The 17357-nt window shown below is 34.0% G+C and carries 18 protein-coding genes; 10 read left to right on the top strand and 8 right to left on the bottom strand.

Annotated elements, in window-relative coordinates; translation table 11 throughout:
* Window positions 1-46: 46 nt before the first annotated feature.
* Window positions 47-1066, bottom strand: coding sequence for a hypothetical protein (locus BXU01_RS22165; protein WP_083695728.1), 1020 nt, complete (start codon window positions 1064-1066; stop codon window positions 47-49).
* Between the two features lie 197 nt (window positions 1067-1263).
* Between BXU01_RS22165 and BXU01_RS22160 the strand changes: the two genes are divergently transcribed.
* From BXU01_RS22160 to BXU01_RS23775, 10 genes are all read left to right on the top strand, one after another.
* Window positions 1264-1779, top strand: a complete 516-nt coding sequence (locus BXU01_RS22160) for an RNA polymerase sigma factor (protein WP_083695726.1) — start codon at window positions 1264-1266, stop codon at window positions 1777-1779.
* Between the two features lie 49 nt (window positions 1780-1828).
* Window positions 1829-2728 (top strand): FecR family protein, encoded by a 900-nt coding sequence (locus BXU01_RS22155; protein ID WP_083695724.1) that lies wholly within the window; start codon window positions 1829-1831, stop codon window positions 2726-2728.
* 84 nt (window positions 2729-2812) lie between these two features.
* Window positions 2813-5263 (top strand): TonB-dependent receptor, encoded by a 2451-nt coding sequence (locus BXU01_RS22150; RefSeq protein ID WP_255373825.1) that lies wholly within the window; start codon window positions 2813-2815, stop codon window positions 5261-5263.
* A gap of 308 nt (window positions 5264-5571) precedes the next feature.
* Window positions 5572-6477, top strand: a complete 906-nt coding sequence (locus BXU01_RS22145; protein ID WP_083695719.1) for a hypothetical protein — start codon at window positions 5572-5574, stop codon at window positions 6475-6477.
* Window positions 6478-6648: 171 nt separating this feature from the next.
* Window positions 6649-7044 (top strand): hypothetical protein, encoded by a 396-nt coding sequence (locus BXU01_RS22140; protein ID WP_083695736.1) that lies wholly within the window; start codon window positions 6649-6651, stop codon window positions 7042-7044.
* A gap of 19 nt (window positions 7045-7063) precedes the next feature.
* A complete protein-coding gene (locus BXU01_RS22135; protein WP_083695717.1) occupies window positions 7064-7906 on the top strand; it encodes a DUF5777 family beta-barrel protein in 843 nt (280 codons plus the stop codon).
* A 20-nt stretch (window positions 7907-7926) separates the two neighbouring features.
* Window positions 7927-8313: a hypothetical protein gene (locus BXU01_RS22130; RefSeq protein ID WP_083695714.1), complete on the top strand. Its 387-nt coding sequence runs from the start codon at window positions 7927-7929 to the stop codon at window positions 8311-8313.
* A gap of 5 nt (window positions 8314-8318) precedes the next feature.
* Window positions 8319-8873 carry a YceI family protein gene (locus BXU01_RS22125; RefSeq protein ID WP_083695712.1) on the top strand — a complete coding sequence of 185 codons (555 nt, stop codon included), beginning with the start codon at window positions 8319-8321 and terminating at the stop codon, window positions 8871-8873.
* 161 nt (window positions 8874-9034) lie between these two features.
* Window positions 9035-9478 carry a hypothetical protein gene (locus BXU01_RS22120; RefSeq protein WP_083695710.1) on the top strand — a complete coding sequence of 148 codons (444 nt, stop codon included), beginning with the start codon at window positions 9035-9037 and terminating at the stop codon, window positions 9476-9478.
* Window positions 9479-9558: 80 nt separating this feature from the next.
* Window positions 9559-9780 (top strand): hypothetical protein, encoded by a 222-nt coding sequence (locus tag BXU01_RS23775; protein WP_083695707.1) that lies wholly within the window; start codon window positions 9559-9561, stop codon window positions 9778-9780.
* Here BXU01_RS23775 and BXU01_RS22110 read toward each other — a convergent pair.
* The 7 genes from BXU01_RS22110 to BXU01_RS22080 all read right to left on the bottom strand — a co-directional run bounded on the left by BXU01_RS22110 (window position 9761) and on the right by BXU01_RS22080 (window position 17352).
* Window positions 9761-10153, bottom strand: a complete 393-nt coding sequence (locus BXU01_RS22110) for a response regulator (protein ID WP_083695705.1) — start codon at window positions 10151-10153, stop codon at window positions 9761-9763. The genes BXU01_RS23775 and BXU01_RS22110 overlap by 20 nt on opposite strands.
* 202 nt (window positions 10154-10355) lie before the next feature.
* Complete coding sequence (locus BXU01_RS22105) at window positions 10356-11459, bottom strand: alkene reductase (RefSeq protein ID WP_083695703.1); 1104 nt, start codon at window positions 11457-11459, stop codon at window positions 10356-10358.
* Window positions 11460-11525: 66 nt separating this feature from the next.
* The gene (locus BXU01_RS22100) at window positions 11526-12482 is read right to left on the bottom strand and encodes a polysaccharide deacetylase family protein (protein WP_083695701.1); all 957 of its coding nucleotides are present in this window, start codon (window positions 12480-12482) and stop codon (window positions 11526-11528) included.
* Between the two features lie 12 nt (window positions 12483-12494).
* On the bottom strand, window positions 12495-12986 hold the full coding sequence (locus BXU01_RS22095) for a nuclear transport factor 2 family protein (RefSeq protein ID WP_083695698.1): 492 nt from the start codon (window positions 12984-12986) through the stop codon (window positions 12495-12497).
* Between the two features lie 28 nt (window positions 12987-13014).
* Complete coding sequence (locus BXU01_RS22090; RefSeq protein WP_083695695.1) at window positions 13015-14388, bottom strand: alginate export family protein; 1374 nt, start codon at window positions 14386-14388, stop codon at window positions 13015-13017.
* Between the two features lie 35 nt (window positions 14389-14423).
* Complete coding sequence (locus tag BXU01_RS22085) at window positions 14424-15443, bottom strand: MBL fold metallo-hydrolase (RefSeq protein ID WP_083695693.1); 1020 nt, start codon at window positions 15441-15443, stop codon at window positions 14424-14426.
* Window positions 15444-15588: 145 nt separating this feature from the next.
* Window positions 15589-17352, bottom strand: coding sequence for an amidohydrolase (locus BXU01_RS22080; protein ID WP_083695691.1), 1764 nt, complete (start codon window positions 17350-17352; stop codon window positions 15589-15591).
* Window positions 17353-17357: the final 5 nt, after the last annotated feature.

Genomic DNA, 17357 nt, shown 5'->3' with positions numbered 1-17357 from the left:
GCGTAACCACAACTGGAAAAATCTTAGAAAAACGAGATAATAACCACTATTGCTTTTGAAAATAAAGATAATCAGTACTACCGCTTACATCGCGTAATCGAATTTGAGAATTATTAAACTCAAATAATTTCCAGTTGCGATTTAATTTACTCAACGGTTCTGCAGTAAATTCTATTTTTACTTCTCTAACACCATTAATTACTGTACTTCCCCATTGACCTGTTTGTGAAGTTGCGCCTTTTGTTGCTACTAATGATTTATCACTTTTAAATACAAATGAATATCCACTATACGAAGATGTTTTCTCTGAATCATCAAAAAAATAAGGAATCTCCCAAGAACCATTTATTATTGCTTGAGTAAAATCGAGTGTTGCAATGTTATTTTCAGGACAATAATCGATAGCATATTTAATTGCATTTTCAAACTCCAGATTATTAGTAATCAATTTTGTCTGGTTATTATAATCTGATATCGAAATAGGATATTTTAACGAAATATATTCACTCGCATTTAAATTTTTTATAAAATTAAAAAATGCCTGATCGCTTATTATCGATTGAGAAATTGCCATTTGATTGGCGCTGTTATAACTATTAATCGTTATTGGATAATTAATTTTCAGACCATTTATTTTGGATAAAAGATCCGGATAAAGATTCCAATAAGCAATTAAAGAATCAAAATCTGCCTGGTCCGGAATCACTTTTTGAATGTAATTATAATATACCATCGTAACCGGAAAATCGATATTTACAATATCATCATCATAAGTATTTGCATTGATATTATCTAATACTTTTTGATAGTCGGCGCTGCTGTTAATTGCAATTTTTTTGCTGTTTACAGTAACTGTATAAGGTGGTTTTATAGTACAATAACTAGAGCCGTCGATTATATTATCCTGCACGGTCTGAACCATAGCAACCCTTTGCAAGTAAGTAGTAAGAGGCGAAACATTAGTAATTGTTCCTTGTGCATTATTACTTTGCTCATCCATTTCACTTTGACAAGACAGTAAGAGCAGAAGAACTGCCAGTGATAAATATTTTTTCAAAGGGAACATATTTATATTTTTACAAAGGTAATAATTTTAAAGAAACTGTTTTTTAATAAATTCGATATCAAAGGTTTTCTATCTCTTGATCTGTGCTAAATTATCAAAAGCAAGTACCATTTTATTCTTATATAAAACAATCAGCTTTCCTTTTACCCTACTTAAATTAAAATAAATACTTTTACATCGTACAAATTGAAAACCAAATGCCACTTAAAAACCAATCCAATACTTGTGATGAAATAATTTTTTCGTCTTTCTTCAAAAGTCATGTAAAAGCGCTTCGGAATTTTCTTTTTTACAAATTTGGCAATATCGACCAGGCAGAAGATGTTGCGCAGGAAGCTTTTGTAAAACTTTGGCAAAACTGCGCGGCTGTACCAATAGAAAAAGCAAAATCATATATTTATACTGTGGCCAATAACAGCAGTCTTAACGAAATTGCACACCAAAAGGTGGTTTTGAGATATGAAAAAAACTTTACAGGTTTAGATAAAACAAATGAAAATCCTGAATATCTCCTGGAAGAAAAACAATTTCAGGTTAAACTTTTGAAAGCCATTGAAAACCTTAACGAAAAACAGCGTGTTGCTTTTTTAATGCACAGAATTGACGGAAAAAAATACAGCGAAATTGCCCTGGAGCTAAACATTAGTGTAAAAGCAGTCGAAAAACGCATTCATATCGCTTTGTTATGCTTACGCAAAGAAATTGATTTATAAAAGTAGGGTAAAATAAGTTCCAATTGTTTTAATATATAATACTAGTATAATGAAAAAAAATCGATTATTAGCAAAATGGCTCAACGACGATTTATCTCCGGATGAATTGGCTGAATTTGAGGCAAGCGCCGATTTTGAAAAATACCAAAAGATAAAAAATTACACCAATCATTTAGAAATAGATGACCTGGATGAAAATGCTATGCTATCTACTATTTTGAGTCAGAAAAAAACACCTGTAAAAGTGGTTCCTTTATACAAAAAATGGATGTTTAGGGCAGCCGCAGTATTTTTGTTAGCTTTTGGAATCACCTTTACAATGAAACTTTTTGTAGCAGAAACGCAGTCGGCAGATTTTGGAGAAAAAACTACTTTTTCGCTGCCTGATAATTCTGAAGTAGTATTAAACTCCGGTTCTGAAATCAATTACAAAAAATGGAATTGGGAAAATAACAGGAATCTTGAACTCGAAGGTGAAGCTTATTTTAGAGTTGCAAAAGGACGACGATTTGAGGTCCGCACCAATCTTGGAAAAGTTACGGTTTTAGGAACTCAATTTAACGTTAAAGCCCGAAAAAAGAGGTTTGATGTAGTATGTTATGAAGGTCGTGTTAAGGTAAATTATGCCAATACTCAAATTTTATTAACGCACGGACAAAGCGTTAGTTTTGAAAACGGAAAACAAGTTAACAGAAACGTAAATTCATTAAAACCAGAATGGATCGAGAATCAAATATGTTTTAACAAAGAAAATATCAGAACCATTTTAGACGAGGTAGAAAGACAGTATAATGTTGAGATAGAATTGAATACAAAAGATACAATCTCATTGTTTACAGGAAAATTACCTGCTAAAGATTTAGATACAGCTTTGCAAATCATTAGTACAACGTATCATTTAGAGGCTAAAAAAGTCTCGAAAAATAAAATAATTTTTGACGAAAAATAAATGCTCCTCCCCAGACAATTTCATTTTTTGTTTTTTCTCTTTTTTCTTATCCTGAAGCTAAATGCTCAGGACAAGGAAAAAGTTATGCCTTTTAAAAAAATTATAATTGCTATTGAAGAGCAGCATAACGTTAGTTTTAATTATACTGAAGACAATGTTGCCGGTCTGAAAATAAATCCACCCGCAAAATCACTTTCGCTAGACGAAAAACTTGAATATCTGGAAAAAAAAACCAATTTATCTTTTGAAAATATCGGAAACAAATTCATCAATATTTATAAAAAAGAAAATCCCCTTCCTGCAATATGTGGATATGTTTTTTCCAGCACAGATAAAAAACCCATTGAAAATGCCAATATTACTTTAAGCAATCAAAATCAGCTTACAACTGATTCAAACGGTTATTTTGAGTTTAAAAAAGAAAATACAACTACTTTTTTAATCAGCCACGTTGGATACACATCCAAAAAAATTACGCCGGCTAATATCGATTCTAAAAATTGTCTCCAGATAGTATTAGAACCTAAAATTACAGAACTTCAGGAAATTAAAGCGAGTGCTATTTTGGCTTCGGGAATTTCAAAAAACACAGATGGATCTCTTGAAATTAAACCCAAAAAATTTGGTATTCTTCCGGGACTTATTGAGCCTGATGCTTTACAGACCATGCAGCAAATTCCGGGTGTAAACAGTTTAGATGAAAGTGTTTCGAGCATCAATGTTCGCGGTGGCACGCACGATCAGAATTTGTTTTTATGGAATGGGATACGAATGTTTCAAACAGGGCACTTTTTTGGTTTAATATCGGTCTTTAATCCAAATTTAGCACACACCATTTCTATTTATAAAAACGGAAGTTCAGCATTTTATGGAGAAAGCGTATCGAGTGTAGTAGCCATTTCGTCTACACCGGAAACTTCAGAAAAAAACTCTTATAGTGCAGGAATAAATATGATTAATGCTGATGTTTATGGAAAATATAATCTTTCGAAGAAAAGTTATATAGAAATTTCGGCACGAAAATCTATTACTGATTTTTTAGAAACCCCCACATACAAAGAATATTTCGACAAAGTATTTCAAAATACTACTATCACTGACTTTTCGCAAACCCAAAATGTAGATTATAGAAGTGATAAAAAATTTGGTTTTTATGATGCAACGTTAAAATACGCTCAAAAAATAGGAAACAAGGATCAAATAGTACTTGATTTAATAACTATTAAAGATAATCTTGAAGTTTTTCAAAGCGCAACGGCGTATACCATAATAAGATCTGAAAATAATGTTTTACGTCAGCAAAACTATGGAGGAAATTTGTCCTGGAAGAGAAACTGGAATCCTTATAATACTACTAAAGTTAATATCTATAACTCGTCTTATGAGCTTCTGGCCAATCAAAAAAACACCTATGAAAACCAATTGGTCATTCAGGAAAATACGGTCGATAACAATGGTTTTAATTTAGAAAACAATCACGTGATTAACTCTAAGTTTAGCTTTAATGATGGATATCAATATAATGAAATGGGTATTACTAATTTAGAGCTAGTACAAAATCCTGATTTCTATCGTAAGGCTAAAGACGTATTAAGAACCCATGCTTTAATTCTGGAAGGAAAATACAACGATACACTTTCCATAACATACTTTAAAGTTGGAACCCGAATTAATTATATAGAAAAGTTTAAAAAATTTATTGTAGAACCCCGAATTCAATTCAATCATGGAATCAGCAAAAGCTTAAGTTTAGAATTACTTGGCGAGCTAAAAAGTCAAAATTCACAACAAATCATTGATTTACAAAAGGATTATTTTGGTATTGAAAAAAGACGCTGGATTATTTCAGATAACAGTACAATTCCTATACAAAGAAGCAAACAATTATCTTTAAACCTATTCTATAAAAAAAATGACTGGCTTCTCGATATTGAAAATTTCTATAAAAAAGTAACCGGAATTACCACTTCGAGTCAGGGTTTTCAAAATCAGTTAGAGTTTGTTAAAACAACTGGCGATTATGAAATTTGGGGCGCTGAAATGCTTGTTCAAAAAAAAATGAATCACTTTCTAACCTGGTTAAGTTATACTTATAACCATAATAATTATCATTTTCCTAATTACGAATTTCCGGTTTTCCCCAACAACTTTGAGTTGATGCATAGTGTTTCATGGGCAGGAATTTATGAGAAAAATAATTTTAAAATCGCTTTGGGAACAAAATGGACTTCCGGTCGTCCAAAAACTTCTCCAGACATCTCTCAAATTGACCTTAATAATCCTGTATTGGTTTACAATAAACCGAACAGTAATAATTTACATGTTTTTTCGCAGGTCAATATTTCCTCAACTTATAAATGGGAAACCGAAAATGGAATTCAGTACAAATTAGGAATCTCCATTTTAAATATCCTAAACAGAAAAAATGAGATCAGTGAACATTATAGAGTAAGTACTATAACCAATTCTATTGAAGAAGTAGAAACATTTGCTCTGCAAAGAACTCCAAATATGAGCTTTAGAGTTTCATTCTAAGGCTATTTTACAAGGATTCTCAAAATCCTTTATTCCTTCTTTTTATTTCTTTAACAAAAATATCAATTCTTTGGTAGGGTAATCTGCTACAAGGCTGTTTTATTATTGAATCCATCAAAACAATAAAAATGGCTCTCTTCAAAAAATTGATACTTTATTCTTATGATAGTTCGTAACCTGACAGGAAATGAAATCTTCATTAAAAACAGATACAGCTTCTTGATATCGAATCAAACAATAAAATACTTTACGTTTTCTGTAAAGTATATTTTTTCCCTTTCTATAAAATTAATCTAATCAAAAAGACAATGAAATTAAAACAAATTAAATTCGTTTTGGCTGCTCTTACAGCAACTACATTTTTCGCTGGTTGCAGTAGTGATAACAGCAATGATAATGGTACTCCTACTACACCAGAATTAAAAACAGAAGTTAATCTTTCTACTAGTGCAACATTAGGCTCTTATCTAACAGATAAAAGTGGAAGATCTTTATATGTTTTCGCAACAGATGCAAACGGACAAGTTTCATGTACAGGCGGATGTGAAGCTTTATGGCCTGCTTTTGTAGTAGATAATTTAACTGCTGATAAATTAGGTTCAGGATTAACACTCACAGATTTTGGTACAGTAACCACTGCGTCCGGCAAGAAACAAGTAACCTATAAAGGCTGGCCATTGTATTATTATGCACCGGTTTCCGGAGACGACGGATATGGTAATGGCGGCAAAAATGTACCTGAAGCTGCCGGTAAAACAACAGGAGACGGAGTTGGAGGCACTTGGTTTATTGCCAAGCCAGATTATTCGGTTATGCTTGTTAGAAGCCAACTTTTAGGACATGACGGTAAAAATTACAAATCAGATTATACCGTTGGTGATGGTTTAACCACTTATTTCACTGACGCTAAAGGGCTGACATTGTATACTTTTAAGAATGATAATTTCAATAAAAACAATTTCACAAAAGCAGATTTTTCAAACAATGCCGTTTGGCCAATATATGAAACAGACAAAATTGTGGTTCCTTCTATTCTTGATAAATCTAAGTTTGCTGTAATTACCGTATTTGGTAAATCTCAATTAACTTACAATGGCTGGCCTTTGTATTATTTTGGACAAGATGCAAGCGTAAGAGGTTCAAATAAAGGAATTAGTTTTCCTGCTCCGGCTGTTTGGCCAGTACCTGTAAAAGACTCCCCAATTGCAATCTAAAAGGAAACTATTCAAATCAAATTGATTTATGTGTTTGCATAACACACTCTTTTTCAAATTAGTCCAATATGCTGTTGGGCTAATTTGATTTTTTTTTACAAAATAACATTTTTTGGTAGGGTAATTTTCATTAAAGCTGTTTTACTATTGAACCTTACCAAAAGAATAAATATGAAAAGAAAAAAAATAGCAATTGCAATTGCAGCCTTATTGATAGTGGCTTTGGGGGGCATTTATTTTTATTACGGCTTTCTCTTTAAAGAAGCGCGTAATATAGAATCAGAAATGCCGGATTTCAATATCTCAGCAACAAAACTACTTGAAGATTATAACGCTGATCCCAAAAAAGCCGACGCATTATACCTCAACAAAACTATTGAAATAACAGGTACAGTCACAAAAGAAACTGATTCTGTAGTTATTCTTGAAAACACTGTTTTTTGTCTGTTTACTCAAAAAGTCAAATCAAAACTCATCCATAATAAAATAAAAGTTAAAGGCAAATGCATTGGTTACGACGAACTGTTTCAAGAAGTTAAAATAGACCAATGCACCATTAATAAATAAAAACTCCAATAATCGATTTATGAAAAAATTTCTAGTTACAATTTGCCTTTTTTTAATTACGATGGCATATTCGCAAGATGATTTACTACAAAGTCTTGATTCTACTCAGGTACAAGACAGTTATTCGACAGCAACTTTTAAAGCTTTACAGCTGGTAACCTTACAGACCACAAAAATGCCTGCAAAAAAAGAATTCTATTTTGTGGTTTCGCACCGTTTTGGTACTGTAAAAGATGGTTTTGACAGTTTTTTTGGTCTTGATAACGCCACTACAAAACTAGGCGGAATTTACGGAGTTACAGATTGGTTATCAGTTAGTTTGTCCAGACATACGCTCAATAAAATGTATGAAACCGGATTAAAATACCGATTGGCAAGACAAAACGATCATTTTCCTGTTGACATTGTTGGTTACAGCGTTGCGGATATTAATACGTTTTTAGAAAAAGACCAATATCCGGGATTAGAATTCAAACATCGCATGACTTATGTACAACAGTTACTGATATCCAGAAAAGTTGGTCAAAAATTATCTTTAGAACTTGTTCCCTCATTTATTCACAAAAACCTTTACAATCCTGATATAGAAAGAGATAATCAGTTTTCTTTTGGAGGTGGCGGACGTTATAAAATCACCAAACGATTGTCTGTGAATTTAGAATACATGCACAATTTTGATAAACCGGAGTTTTACAAAAATCCATTATCTGTTGGTCTTGATGTAGAAACCGGCGGACATGTATTTCAGCTAATCTTTACCAATTCACAATCCATGAGTGAGAGCGGATATCTTACCAATGCTTCCGGAGATTGGGGCAAAGGAGATTTCTTTTTCGGATTTAACCTATACCGAGTATTTTAATAATTACAAATAACCAAATTATGAAAAAAGCAATAGCATTTACAATTTTACTGGCTGTACTTACGAGCTGTAGTGATTCTGATACTTATCAGGATATCGAAACACCGCCAGAAACAGGAAATCCTCCAACAGATCCCACAACTCCCACTGCCATTACTTACAGTAAAAATGTGAAATCAATTATTGATGCCAATTGTATAAGTTGTCATCAAAGTGGAAGATCTGCAGCTTTTAGACCCTTAACAACTTTTGCCGAAGTTAAAGTAGCTGTCGAAAATGCTGGTTTATTAAACCGAATTCAGTTGCAAAACGGACAGCAGGGTATTATGCCTCAAGGTGGAAGAATGTCTCAGGCAAATATTGATTTAATTGTAAAATGGAATACTGACGGACTTAAAGAAAATTAATTATTATGAAAAAACCATTCATTAATTTATTCGTTCTACTATTTATTATGGTTGTGAATACAGATGGATTTGCACAAAAACTGATCACAAAAACAGGTACTATAAAATTTCAGGCTTCAATGCCAAATTATGAAGAAGTTGCAGCAGAAAATAAGAGTGTATCTGCCGTTTTAGAACAGTCAACCGGAGATTTTGCGGCATTAGTTCTTATAAAGGGTTTTCGGTTTAAGGTTGCTTTAATGGAAGAACATTTTAATGAAAATTATATGGAATCCGAAAAGTTCTCTAAAGCAACTTTAAAAGGTAAAATAGACGATTTTGATATTTCTAAAATTACAAACACCGCTAAAAATTTTACTTTAAAAGGAGATCTTACTATTCACGGACAAACAAAACCTGTTAACGTAATTATCAAAATTTCTAAAGCTGCTAACGGAGTAAATGCTGTTGGTTCATTTGAAGTAAAACCGGAAGATTTTGATATCGAGATACCAAGCCTTGTCAGAAAAAAAATTGCTGACAAGATTAAAATTAATTACAATTTTTTATTGACTAAATGATCTTTCTAATAAGATCAAATATTTAGATAATTATTTTATTCCTGCCCAAATAGTATCTAATTATTGCTCTTTTTATTTAGAAGATTATTAAACATACCAAATGTTATGAGGTCAGTTTTGTGTAAACTGGCCTCTTTTTTTAACTCTAAACTAAATTTAAAATGATTTGCAAAAATTATGTTGTTTCCGGCGAAGATGTTAATGACGGTATGGTTATGCAAGATAGCGCATACATATCCTATACACTTCGATTATTATATCATTTCTTATTTCATAACGGATTTTCAAGAGAAAAACTTAATAATCTGCATCTGGAATTACAAGAGGGAAATCATGCATTAGTTTACTTCAAAAATCTCATGTTTACCGAATCTTTTTTTGTTGAGATGAAACATTGTTTAATCAATGACAAAATCAATATAAAAAGTTGTTTTTTCAACTCAAAAAATGAATGTTGCGCAGAAGTTACCAAAGAACTAGAATGGTTTGATTCTATTCGCAAAGAAGTTATCATAACTCCTAAACAAATTGCAAAGCATTTTAATATTGGTACCAGGCAGAAATTCCAGTTTCCTGTTACTTTCAACTCATTAAACAGAACATAAATCCTTAACAATAAAGCAATTAAATAGATCCTGTTTTATTTTTAAAAAAAGTCACTTTTGAGGTAACAAATACTATAGCAATGCATCAAAAGGTAAACTTTAAAAAATTAATTCTCGTTGATGCTTTACCGGCAAGTGCCTCTTTAATGATTTCTAACTATAAAGGAGATATTATTGCTTATGATAATCCTCAAAGCAAAATGATGCTATCTGTGGATCAAAAAACTTTTAATCCAATGAATTTCAACTATTTCAATTCGAAATTGGAATGGCTACTTTTTTTCAGGCCTTTTCAGATATAATTATCTTTTGCAGGGATTTAAAAAGCTTTCTAAAGTCTGCACGCTTCTTTAAAAACTGTACTTTCTTGAAATTGGTCATCGCTTCCTGCAGCATAAGTCCTGAATTTCGACAGTAAAGTACAACGGGAATTTCTTTTAGGCCTTTAATATCCCGAAGTAATTTAAGAAACATAGTTCCATCAAGATGTAGCATGTTATAATCCAGGAAAATTATATCAGGTGATAATTTTGAATCCTGAAGCTTTTTTAGGGCTTTAAGGGGACTACCTTCTACTGATGATATGATTTGATTATTAATCGCATTCAGGACTAATACAAATGTCTCTGCATCATCATTTATATCGTTGACTAGTAATATATTTTTGTATTTCATTCTCAACTAAATTTTTAGCGAAAAGCCTTAATTTAAGGCCGTTATTGTCTCTAAATTCAGTACAATCTTATAACAAAATAAAACTATATCAAATAGCCATAACTCTAATTTGTAATAACTCTGAAAAACTTTGTAATAACTTAGTGTGACAAGAAGCGCTCTGGCTATAAATACTTTATAAAGTTTACCACAAAAATTAACTTCAAAAAAACGGATAATCAGTATAACCTCTTGCTTCTCCGCCACCAAATAAAGTATGATTATCTGAAATCTTGTTTAAGCTAAAATTTTGCTTTACTCTGGCTGGATAATCAGGATTGGTTAAAAAATTTCTTCCAAAGCCTATTAAATCAACTAGATTATCTTCAAGTAAATTTTCACCTTCATCAGGAGTTTTGTTACCTGTCGCAATAATGGTATTTTTAAATATATCCCTAAGTTTAATTCTAAAATCAATCGGAATTTGAGGTGCGTCATCCCAATCTGCCTCACAAAGATGTATATAAGCCACATCGATTTTGCTTAGCTCAGCTGCAGCAAGCATTATAGTTTCTAAAATTTCAGGATCATTCATATCCTTAAAGCTTATAAAAGGCGAAAGTCTTACTCCTGTTTTTTCTTTTCCTATTGCGTTGGCAACTGCAGCTGAGATTTCAATCAGCAGGCGAATTCTATTTTCTATTGTGCCTCCGTACTCATCTGTTCTTTTATTACTGTTGCTTCTTAAAAACTGATCGATTAGATAACCGTTTGCACCATGAATTTCGACACCATCAAAACCAGCTTCAAGAGCATTTTTTGCACCTTGAATAAACTGTTGAATTACAGTATCAATGTCAGTTTTGGTCATTTCTCTGGGTTCGTCTACCGGAACAAAAGTTGCGTCTCCGTTTGGGGCACCGTCAAAAATATATACACTTGTATTTTGTGCCGTTAATGCCGAAGGGGCCAAAGGCTGCAAGCCGTTTACTTTTGAACTGCTTACTCTGCCCACATGCCACAATTGAAGAAATATCCTGCTTCCGTTTTTATGAACAGCATCTGTAGTTAATTTCCAGCCTTCAATTTGTTCTGCACTGTAAATTCCAGGTGTTCTGGCATACCCTTTCCCTTGTTGAGAAATCTGGGCTGCTTCAGTAATTATAATACCAGCCGAACTTCTTTGTGCATAATATTCTGCCATTAAAGCGTTTGGTATATCGCCGGGCTGCGAAGCTCTTGAACGGGTCATTGGAGCCATTAAAAAACGGTTTTCTAATTCAATTCCGTTTAATTTATATTGTTGAAATAATTTCTGATACTTCATTTTAATTACGATTTTAATATAGTAATACTTTAATTTGTTTTAAAATCAATAGTTGACCGTTTTGGATCATTCTCGTATAATGCTTTTATCCTCATAAGCCATTTGGGCAATCTCGTCTTTTCGTCTAAAACTAACTCCTTTATGACGTTGTATGTAAGTGAGTATTTCTGTTGTTGCTGCAACCATTTGCGGTGTGCCTCCTATTCGATCGTGAAAACTTATTGACATTTGTCTGCGCTTTTTTTCTGATTCTTTATAAAGCTGGTCGAACTCCATTATAACCTGACGGACAAATTGGTCTGCACTAAAATTCTTTCCCTCAATCAATACAATATCGTTACAGCGAATCGTGTATGGAACCACAGCAAAATCATTTCCTTTTACTTTTATTAAAAACGGTTCATCGCGGCTTAAGTCATCAATATGATATTTAAAACCCAGTTCCTGCAAAATTTCCAGTGTATTAGTGCCACGTCTGAGCCAATTGGCATTATACCCAACAGGTTCAAACCCGGTTACTTTTTTAATAGCATCGGCACCATCTTTTATAAACTTTTTTTCTGTTTCATATGGCATCGAATATTCCGTTGCCCAATCCATTCCGTGAGCGGCAGCTTCATGTCCTCTTGCTACAATCTCTTTGGCAAGTTCCGGATTTTTTAATACTGCAGAACCCACCATATGTGAGGTCACTTTGATCCCAAATTTATCCCAGTTGTCCAGCATTCTGGGAATTCCTTCCTTATATCCATACTGATACCACGATTCACCGGGAAGATCAATAAATCCTTTCTGCATGTTTTGCGGAAACGGGCTCTCAGCATTTACAGGCTGCCCTCCTGCCTCAAACTGCATCGAAACTGATACAACCAAACGAGATCCGTCAGCCCAATTTGTAGCCGAAGATTCTTTGGTAATTGATTTTTCTGTTTTGAGATCGCTTGCAGATAATGTGTTTACAGGCAATAAGCCAGCAAGGCCTGCCAGACCTGCCTGCTTGATAAATGTTCTTCTGTCGTTCATCTTATTACTATTTTACTTCAACGCTTTTTCAATAATCAATGTTTCTTCGTACAATGAAAATTTCGAAACCAGATTATTTTCTACTGTAATATGAATTGCCAGAGGCATCTTAAAATGTTTACCTGTTTTCTTTACTGTTCTTTCTATAGTACCAAATACAGCTACTTCATTTCCTTGCAGTAAAAAGGACTGAGCCTCCAGTTTTTCGCTTCCATCAATGAAATAACTAAAAAGCGTTTTGAATAACTCTGCAATTTCTGCACGCTTAGAACGATGTCCTGTCCAGGGCATGTATTTAGATTCAAAAATATACCAGTCAACATTTTCTGCAACCATTGAGGCGATCTTGTCCGGATTTTTTGCTCCAACATATTCAAAGAATTTATCGACAGTTTGTTTTGTCTGGAGTTCTTTTTCAGAATATTCTTGTGCCTGTATTGAAAAACCAAGTAACAGCATTACTGTTATTAATTTTATTTTTGATAACGTTATAAGTCTTTTCATAATAATCAATTTTAATTGTGATTAGCGCCTAAAAATGGAGCTGCATGGTAACTCCGGTAAAGAATATATTTTTACCAGTACCGGATGCTTTGATATAATCTTCTGCTTTAAACCAGGTTGCTTCAAGTCTGAAATAAAGATATTGATTGGGTTCCCAAACGATTTCGCTTTCGAGCTGATTTCCTATTTTCTTTTCTGTTGTAGTATCTCCGGGATAAATTAATGTTGTGTTGGGAGCATAAATTCCGTCGTAGCCGCTGTATCTCCAAAACATATCATAATCAATAATCCAATCTACATTTTTGGCAATTTCAAAATTCAGGGAAGGATGAAAATCAATCAAATTGGAAGGGCCAATTACCGATGCCAGTCCAAAATAGGCTCCTCTGGGGAAAAGCGGATTGAAAGTCTGCAGACTTGAATCGCCTTCTTTTTTATCTCCGCTGATTACTTCTGTTTTAAAACCAATTTCCGGACGAAACTTTACCTCATTAAAACGATATCCTGCATTAATAGAAGCCGTCCAGGCATTAATACTTTTTTCTGCTACATCACCAAATTGAAAAATAGCTTCACCGTCATAACGCCAATTCTTCGTTTTTCCCCAAATACGGGTTCCTATTGAATGTCGTTTTTCTTTTCCTGCTGCATCATTAAAAGCAGCATTTGCTCTTTGATAGCCCAAATAATAAACATCGATATTTTTGACGATTGGTATTTTATTAAAGACAAAATAACTTCCCCACAGTTGTCTGTCTTTATTCGAATCATCGTCAAAAATACCATCGTGTGCCACTACATAATGAGTGTAAAATAAATCTGCCGTGAAATTTTCTCTGCCTATGATCGCTTTTACCCCATCAAAAGACTGTCTGTTATTAGGTCCTTCCCTAACGGCAACCAAACGTTGTGATCCGTAAGTGAGTTCCTGCCTTCCTGCTCTTAAAATAAGTCTCTTATTTGCTTCGTTTATAATATTAAAATCGGCGAAAGCCTGATGCACTTCAAGCGGATTTTGCTCTACGGGATTCGGATCAATTCTTCCGTCTGCCGTACTGCTTTGCACCTGAACAAAAGTCCTGAAGTATTTTCCGGCATGAAAATCGGCGTGAAACAAATATCTGCCTAAAACATACCCATCGTTATCCTGTGGCCCATCGCCCCAATTTTCATTTTTAGCATAGAAGTACTGAAACCGTATATCGCCCCCAAAACTGATATAGGTCTTTTTAGAAGAAGAAACAGGCAGGAATTTCACTGTTTTATACCAATCATTACTTACTGTATCATCCGCAAGAAAACTATAATTTTCATCAAACCGAAGTGATTTAAAATCAGGATAGCGCTGTGCAAATCCTGATATTGAAATCAATAAAACCAGTAATAATATCTTGTTTTTCATAAATAAAATTTTAAACATTACCAGCTTGTTTACTGTTATTTAGCTGCGTTTTGTTTGATATCCTTGTAGGCATTCGGAATATTGAAATTAAAATGCAGCCAGTTAAAAAGTTCATACCCTTTATCGAATTCCTTCATCGTTACCGTTGCTTTGGTTTCGTCTAAAGTGAGTCCTTTTTTTACGGCATTTTCAACATTAGTCTGTAAAGCGCTTACATAATCGATTGTATATTTGATTCCCGCTTTATTGGTAATACGTCCGTGTCCGGGAACCACAATATCCTTATCAGAAATCATATTATAAATTTTGTTCAGGTTTTGAACCGGTTCTAAAAAATACCCGTCAAAAAGCCACGGAATAGCCGGACTTTCGGCAATAAAAGGATTTCCTGCCCATAATACATTACCCGAAGCTGATTTGAGATATACAAAAAGATCTGCCGGAGACTGTGCCGTTCCCACATTGATGATTTCTACAATTTTGCCGCCGCCTAAATCTAGTTTCAAACTTTGATTTACAGCAATCGTAAGATCAGCGGGACGATACACACTTTGTTCTATCCCGCGGTCTTTTCCAAAAAGCATGATCATAAATTGTTTGATTCCCTCGTAATTCTTCGCAAGGTTTTCTTTGCAGAATTCATTTTGTATTAAAATAGTTTCTTTTGGAAGCAGATAATTTCCAAAACAGTGATCTCCGTGATCACTTGTATTTACAGCATAAACAATAGGTTTTTGAGTAACAGAACGAATTAATTTATACAATTGGTCATACAACCTTTTGCTTAACATAGTTTCGATTAACAAAACTCCTTTCTCGCCCACAATAAATCCCGCAGAAGTAGCCTGCGGAATTCCTTTTGTAGTTTCAGTTTCGGTTGTTGATGGTGATACGGCATACACATTTTCAGCTATTTTATGAAGCTGTAATGTTACTTTATTGGCATCCCAAATAGGTACTTCGGGCGGCATTGGCATTTGTGCATACGTATTTTGTGTCGAAAAAAAAGCGACTGCAAAAAGTATAGCTACTAAAATGGATTTATAATTTTTCATCGTTTAATATTTATAATGTTTTAAAAATTTGCCCACGGATTGAACGGATGAAACAGATTTTTGCAGATGAACTATAAAAAAATCAGTATCAATCTGCTTAAATCCGCATCATCTGCGTGCAATTCTCATTTCATTTATCGTGTTATTATCGCTGATAACCTCCAAAGTATTTTACAGGAGACCAATCCGGAATTACGGCAGGAATCTGCGGATTTAATTCTTTATATTCTGCAGAAGCGTAAACAATTTTGCCATTAACAACTGTGAGTACCGATTCGATTTTACGAACATCATCCGGTTTAACCGAAAAATAATCATCTGATAAAATCGCCATATCCGCATACATGCCTTTTGTTAATTTTCCTTTGTCTTTTTCTTCACCAGAAAACCATGCACTTCCTGAAGTGTATAATTGTAAAGCAGTGAATTTATCCAAAGTCTGATCTTTAGGCCAGAACTGCATACCGCCAATTGTTTTTCCTGTAAGGAGCCAATGCAGTGACATCCAAGGATTGAATGTTGAAATTCTGGTTGCATCTGTTCCTGCTCCAACCGGAATGCCTAATTCCAGCATTTTTTTAATTGGAGGAAGCTGTGTTTTTGGAGCTCCGTACAATTTATTATACAATTCTCCCTGATAATACATTCTAAACTGCACTGCAATACCGCCGCCTAATTTTTTGACACGATCCAGTTCTGATGGTGTAATGGTTTCTGCATGATCAAAGAACCAGCGTAATCCGTTGAACGGAATTTCCTTATTTACTTTTTCAAAAACATTCAGCATTCTGTCGATAGATTCTCCGTAAGTTGCATGAAGTCTGAAAGGCCATTTGTTTTTAGCTAATAATCGAATAATGGGTTCCAGATCTTTTTCCATTTCATCAGATAATACGATTCTGGGTTCGAGAAAATTTTCGAAATCAGCTGCCGAAGCCACAATGTTTTCTCCGGCACCTTCTTCGACATAACCATTTGCCACAATCAGATTGTCATTTTTATTGATTTGAGTTTCTGCAACCCATTTCTCATAATCCTGCAGCTCTCTGCCTTTTTGCTGTGCAAATAAATAATAGGAAATTCTAAGACTCAGTTTATTTTCTTTTGCCAGTTCAAGTGAAGTAACGTAGTCAGCCGGAAAGTTTTGACTTCCGCCGGCAGCATCAATTATACTTGTAAGTCCAAAGCGGTTGAGTTCGTGATTATACTGGATCGAACTATTCAAACGCTCTTCAGGTGATAGTTTTGTTGTAAGTCCCAAAGTCATATAAATCGCTTTTGGCGTTTCCTTCGCATACATTAAACCTGTTAAATTTCCTTTAGCATCCTGTTCCAGAACACTTCCTTCATATTTAGTATCTTTTGTATATCCCAGAACTTCGATTCCTTTTTTGTTTAGGAAAGCTTTTCCGTACAAATAGGTAATAAATACTGGTTTATCAGGAACAGCAGCATTTATTTCATCAATTGTTGGCTGTCTTTTTTCTTCAAACTGAAATTCGTTCCAGCCGCCAATTACTTTGATCCAAACACCATCCGGAGTTCTTGCTGCTTGTTCTTTCAGCATTTCCATAGCTCGTTTTAAGGTTTTTACACCATCCCAGCGCAACTCAGAGTTGTAGTTTAGACCTTCCCGAATAACGTGCATATGACTGTCGTTAAGTCCCGGAATTACTGTTTTTCCTTTGGCATCGATTACTTTTGTTTCTGCCGATTTATAGGCTGAGAGTATCGCTTTCTCTGTTCCGGTATCCAGAATAATTCCGTTTTTCATTGCAATTGCCTGAACAAATTCTCCTTGTTTCTGCATTGTTGCAATTTTTCCGTTGTAAATAATCAGATCTGCTTTTTGCTGGGCCTGAGATAGAAGCCCAACAAAAAGTGATACTGATAACAATAGTTTTTTCATGATTT

Origin of the sequence: [Flexibacter] sp. ATCC 35103 (assembly GCF_001975985.1) — a bacterium.
Lineage (GTDB): Bacteria > Bacteroidota > Bacteroidia > Flavobacteriales > Flavobacteriaceae > Flavobacterium.
Note: the sequence above shows the minus strand (reverse complement) of the source record. Positions and strands in the feature narration are given on the sequence as shown.

Bases quoted from the DNA above. Each gene is read 5' to 3' on its own strand.
- BXU01_RS22165 (WP_083695728.1), bottom strand. From the start codon at position 1,066: ATGTTCCCTTTGAAAAAATATTTATCACTGGCAGTTCTTCTGCTCTTA.
- BXU01_RS22160 (WP_083695726.1), top strand. From the start codon at position 1,264: ATGCCACTTAAAAACCAATCCAATACTTGTGATGAAATAATTTTTTCG.
- BXU01_RS22155 (WP_083695724.1), top strand. From the start codon at position 1,829: ATGAAAAAAAATCGATTATTAGCAAAATGGCTCAACGACGATTTATCT.
- BXU01_RS22150 (WP_255373825.1), top strand. From the start codon at position 2,813: ATGCCTTTTAAAAAAATTATAATTGCTATTGAAGAGCAGCATAACGTT.
- BXU01_RS22145 (WP_083695719.1), top strand. From the start codon at position 5,572: ATGAAATTAAAACAAATTAAATTCGTTTTGGCTGCTCTTACAGCAACT.
- BXU01_RS22140 (WP_083695736.1), top strand. From the start codon at position 6,649: ATGAAAAGAAAAAAAATAGCAATTGCAATTGCAGCCTTATTGATAGTG.
- BXU01_RS22135 (WP_083695717.1), top strand. From the start codon at position 7,064: ATGAAAAAATTTCTAGTTACAATTTGCCTTTTTTTAATTACGATGGCA.
- BXU01_RS22130 (WP_083695714.1), top strand. From the start codon at position 7,927: ATGAAAAAAGCAATAGCATTTACAATTTTACTGGCTGTACTTACGAGC.
- BXU01_RS22125 (WP_083695712.1), top strand. From the start codon at position 8,319: ATGAAAAAACCATTCATTAATTTATTCGTTCTACTATTTATTATGGTT.
- BXU01_RS22120 (WP_083695710.1), top strand. From the start codon at position 9,035: ATGATTTGCAAAAATTATGTTGTTTCCGGCGAAGATGTTAATGACGGT.
- BXU01_RS23775 (WP_083695707.1), top strand. From the start codon at position 9,559: ATGCATCAAAAGGTAAACTTTAAAAAATTAATTCTCGTTGATGCTTTA.
- BXU01_RS22110 (WP_083695705.1), bottom strand. From the start codon at position 10,153: ATGAAATACAAAAATATATTACTAGTCAACGATATAAATGATGATGCA.
- BXU01_RS22105 (WP_083695703.1), bottom strand. From the start codon at position 11,459: ATGAAGTATCAGAAATTATTTCAACAATATAAATTAAACGGAATTGAA.
- BXU01_RS22100 (WP_083695701.1), bottom strand. From the start codon at position 12,482: ATGAACGACAGAAGAACATTTATCAAGCAGGCAGGTCTGGCAGGCCTT.
- BXU01_RS22095 (WP_083695698.1), bottom strand. From the start codon at position 12,986: ATGAAAAGACTTATAACGTTATCAAAAATAAAATTAATAACAGTAATG.
- BXU01_RS22090 (WP_083695695.1), bottom strand. From the start codon at position 14,388: ATGAAAAACAAGATATTATTACTGGTTTTATTGATTTCAATATCAGGA.
- BXU01_RS22085 (WP_083695693.1), bottom strand. From the start codon at position 15,443: ATGAAAAATTATAAATCCATTTTAGTAGCTATACTTTTTGCAGTCGCT.
- BXU01_RS22080 (WP_083695691.1), bottom strand. From the start codon at position 17,352: ATGAAAAAACTATTGTTATCAGTATCACTTTTTGTTGGGCTTCTATCT.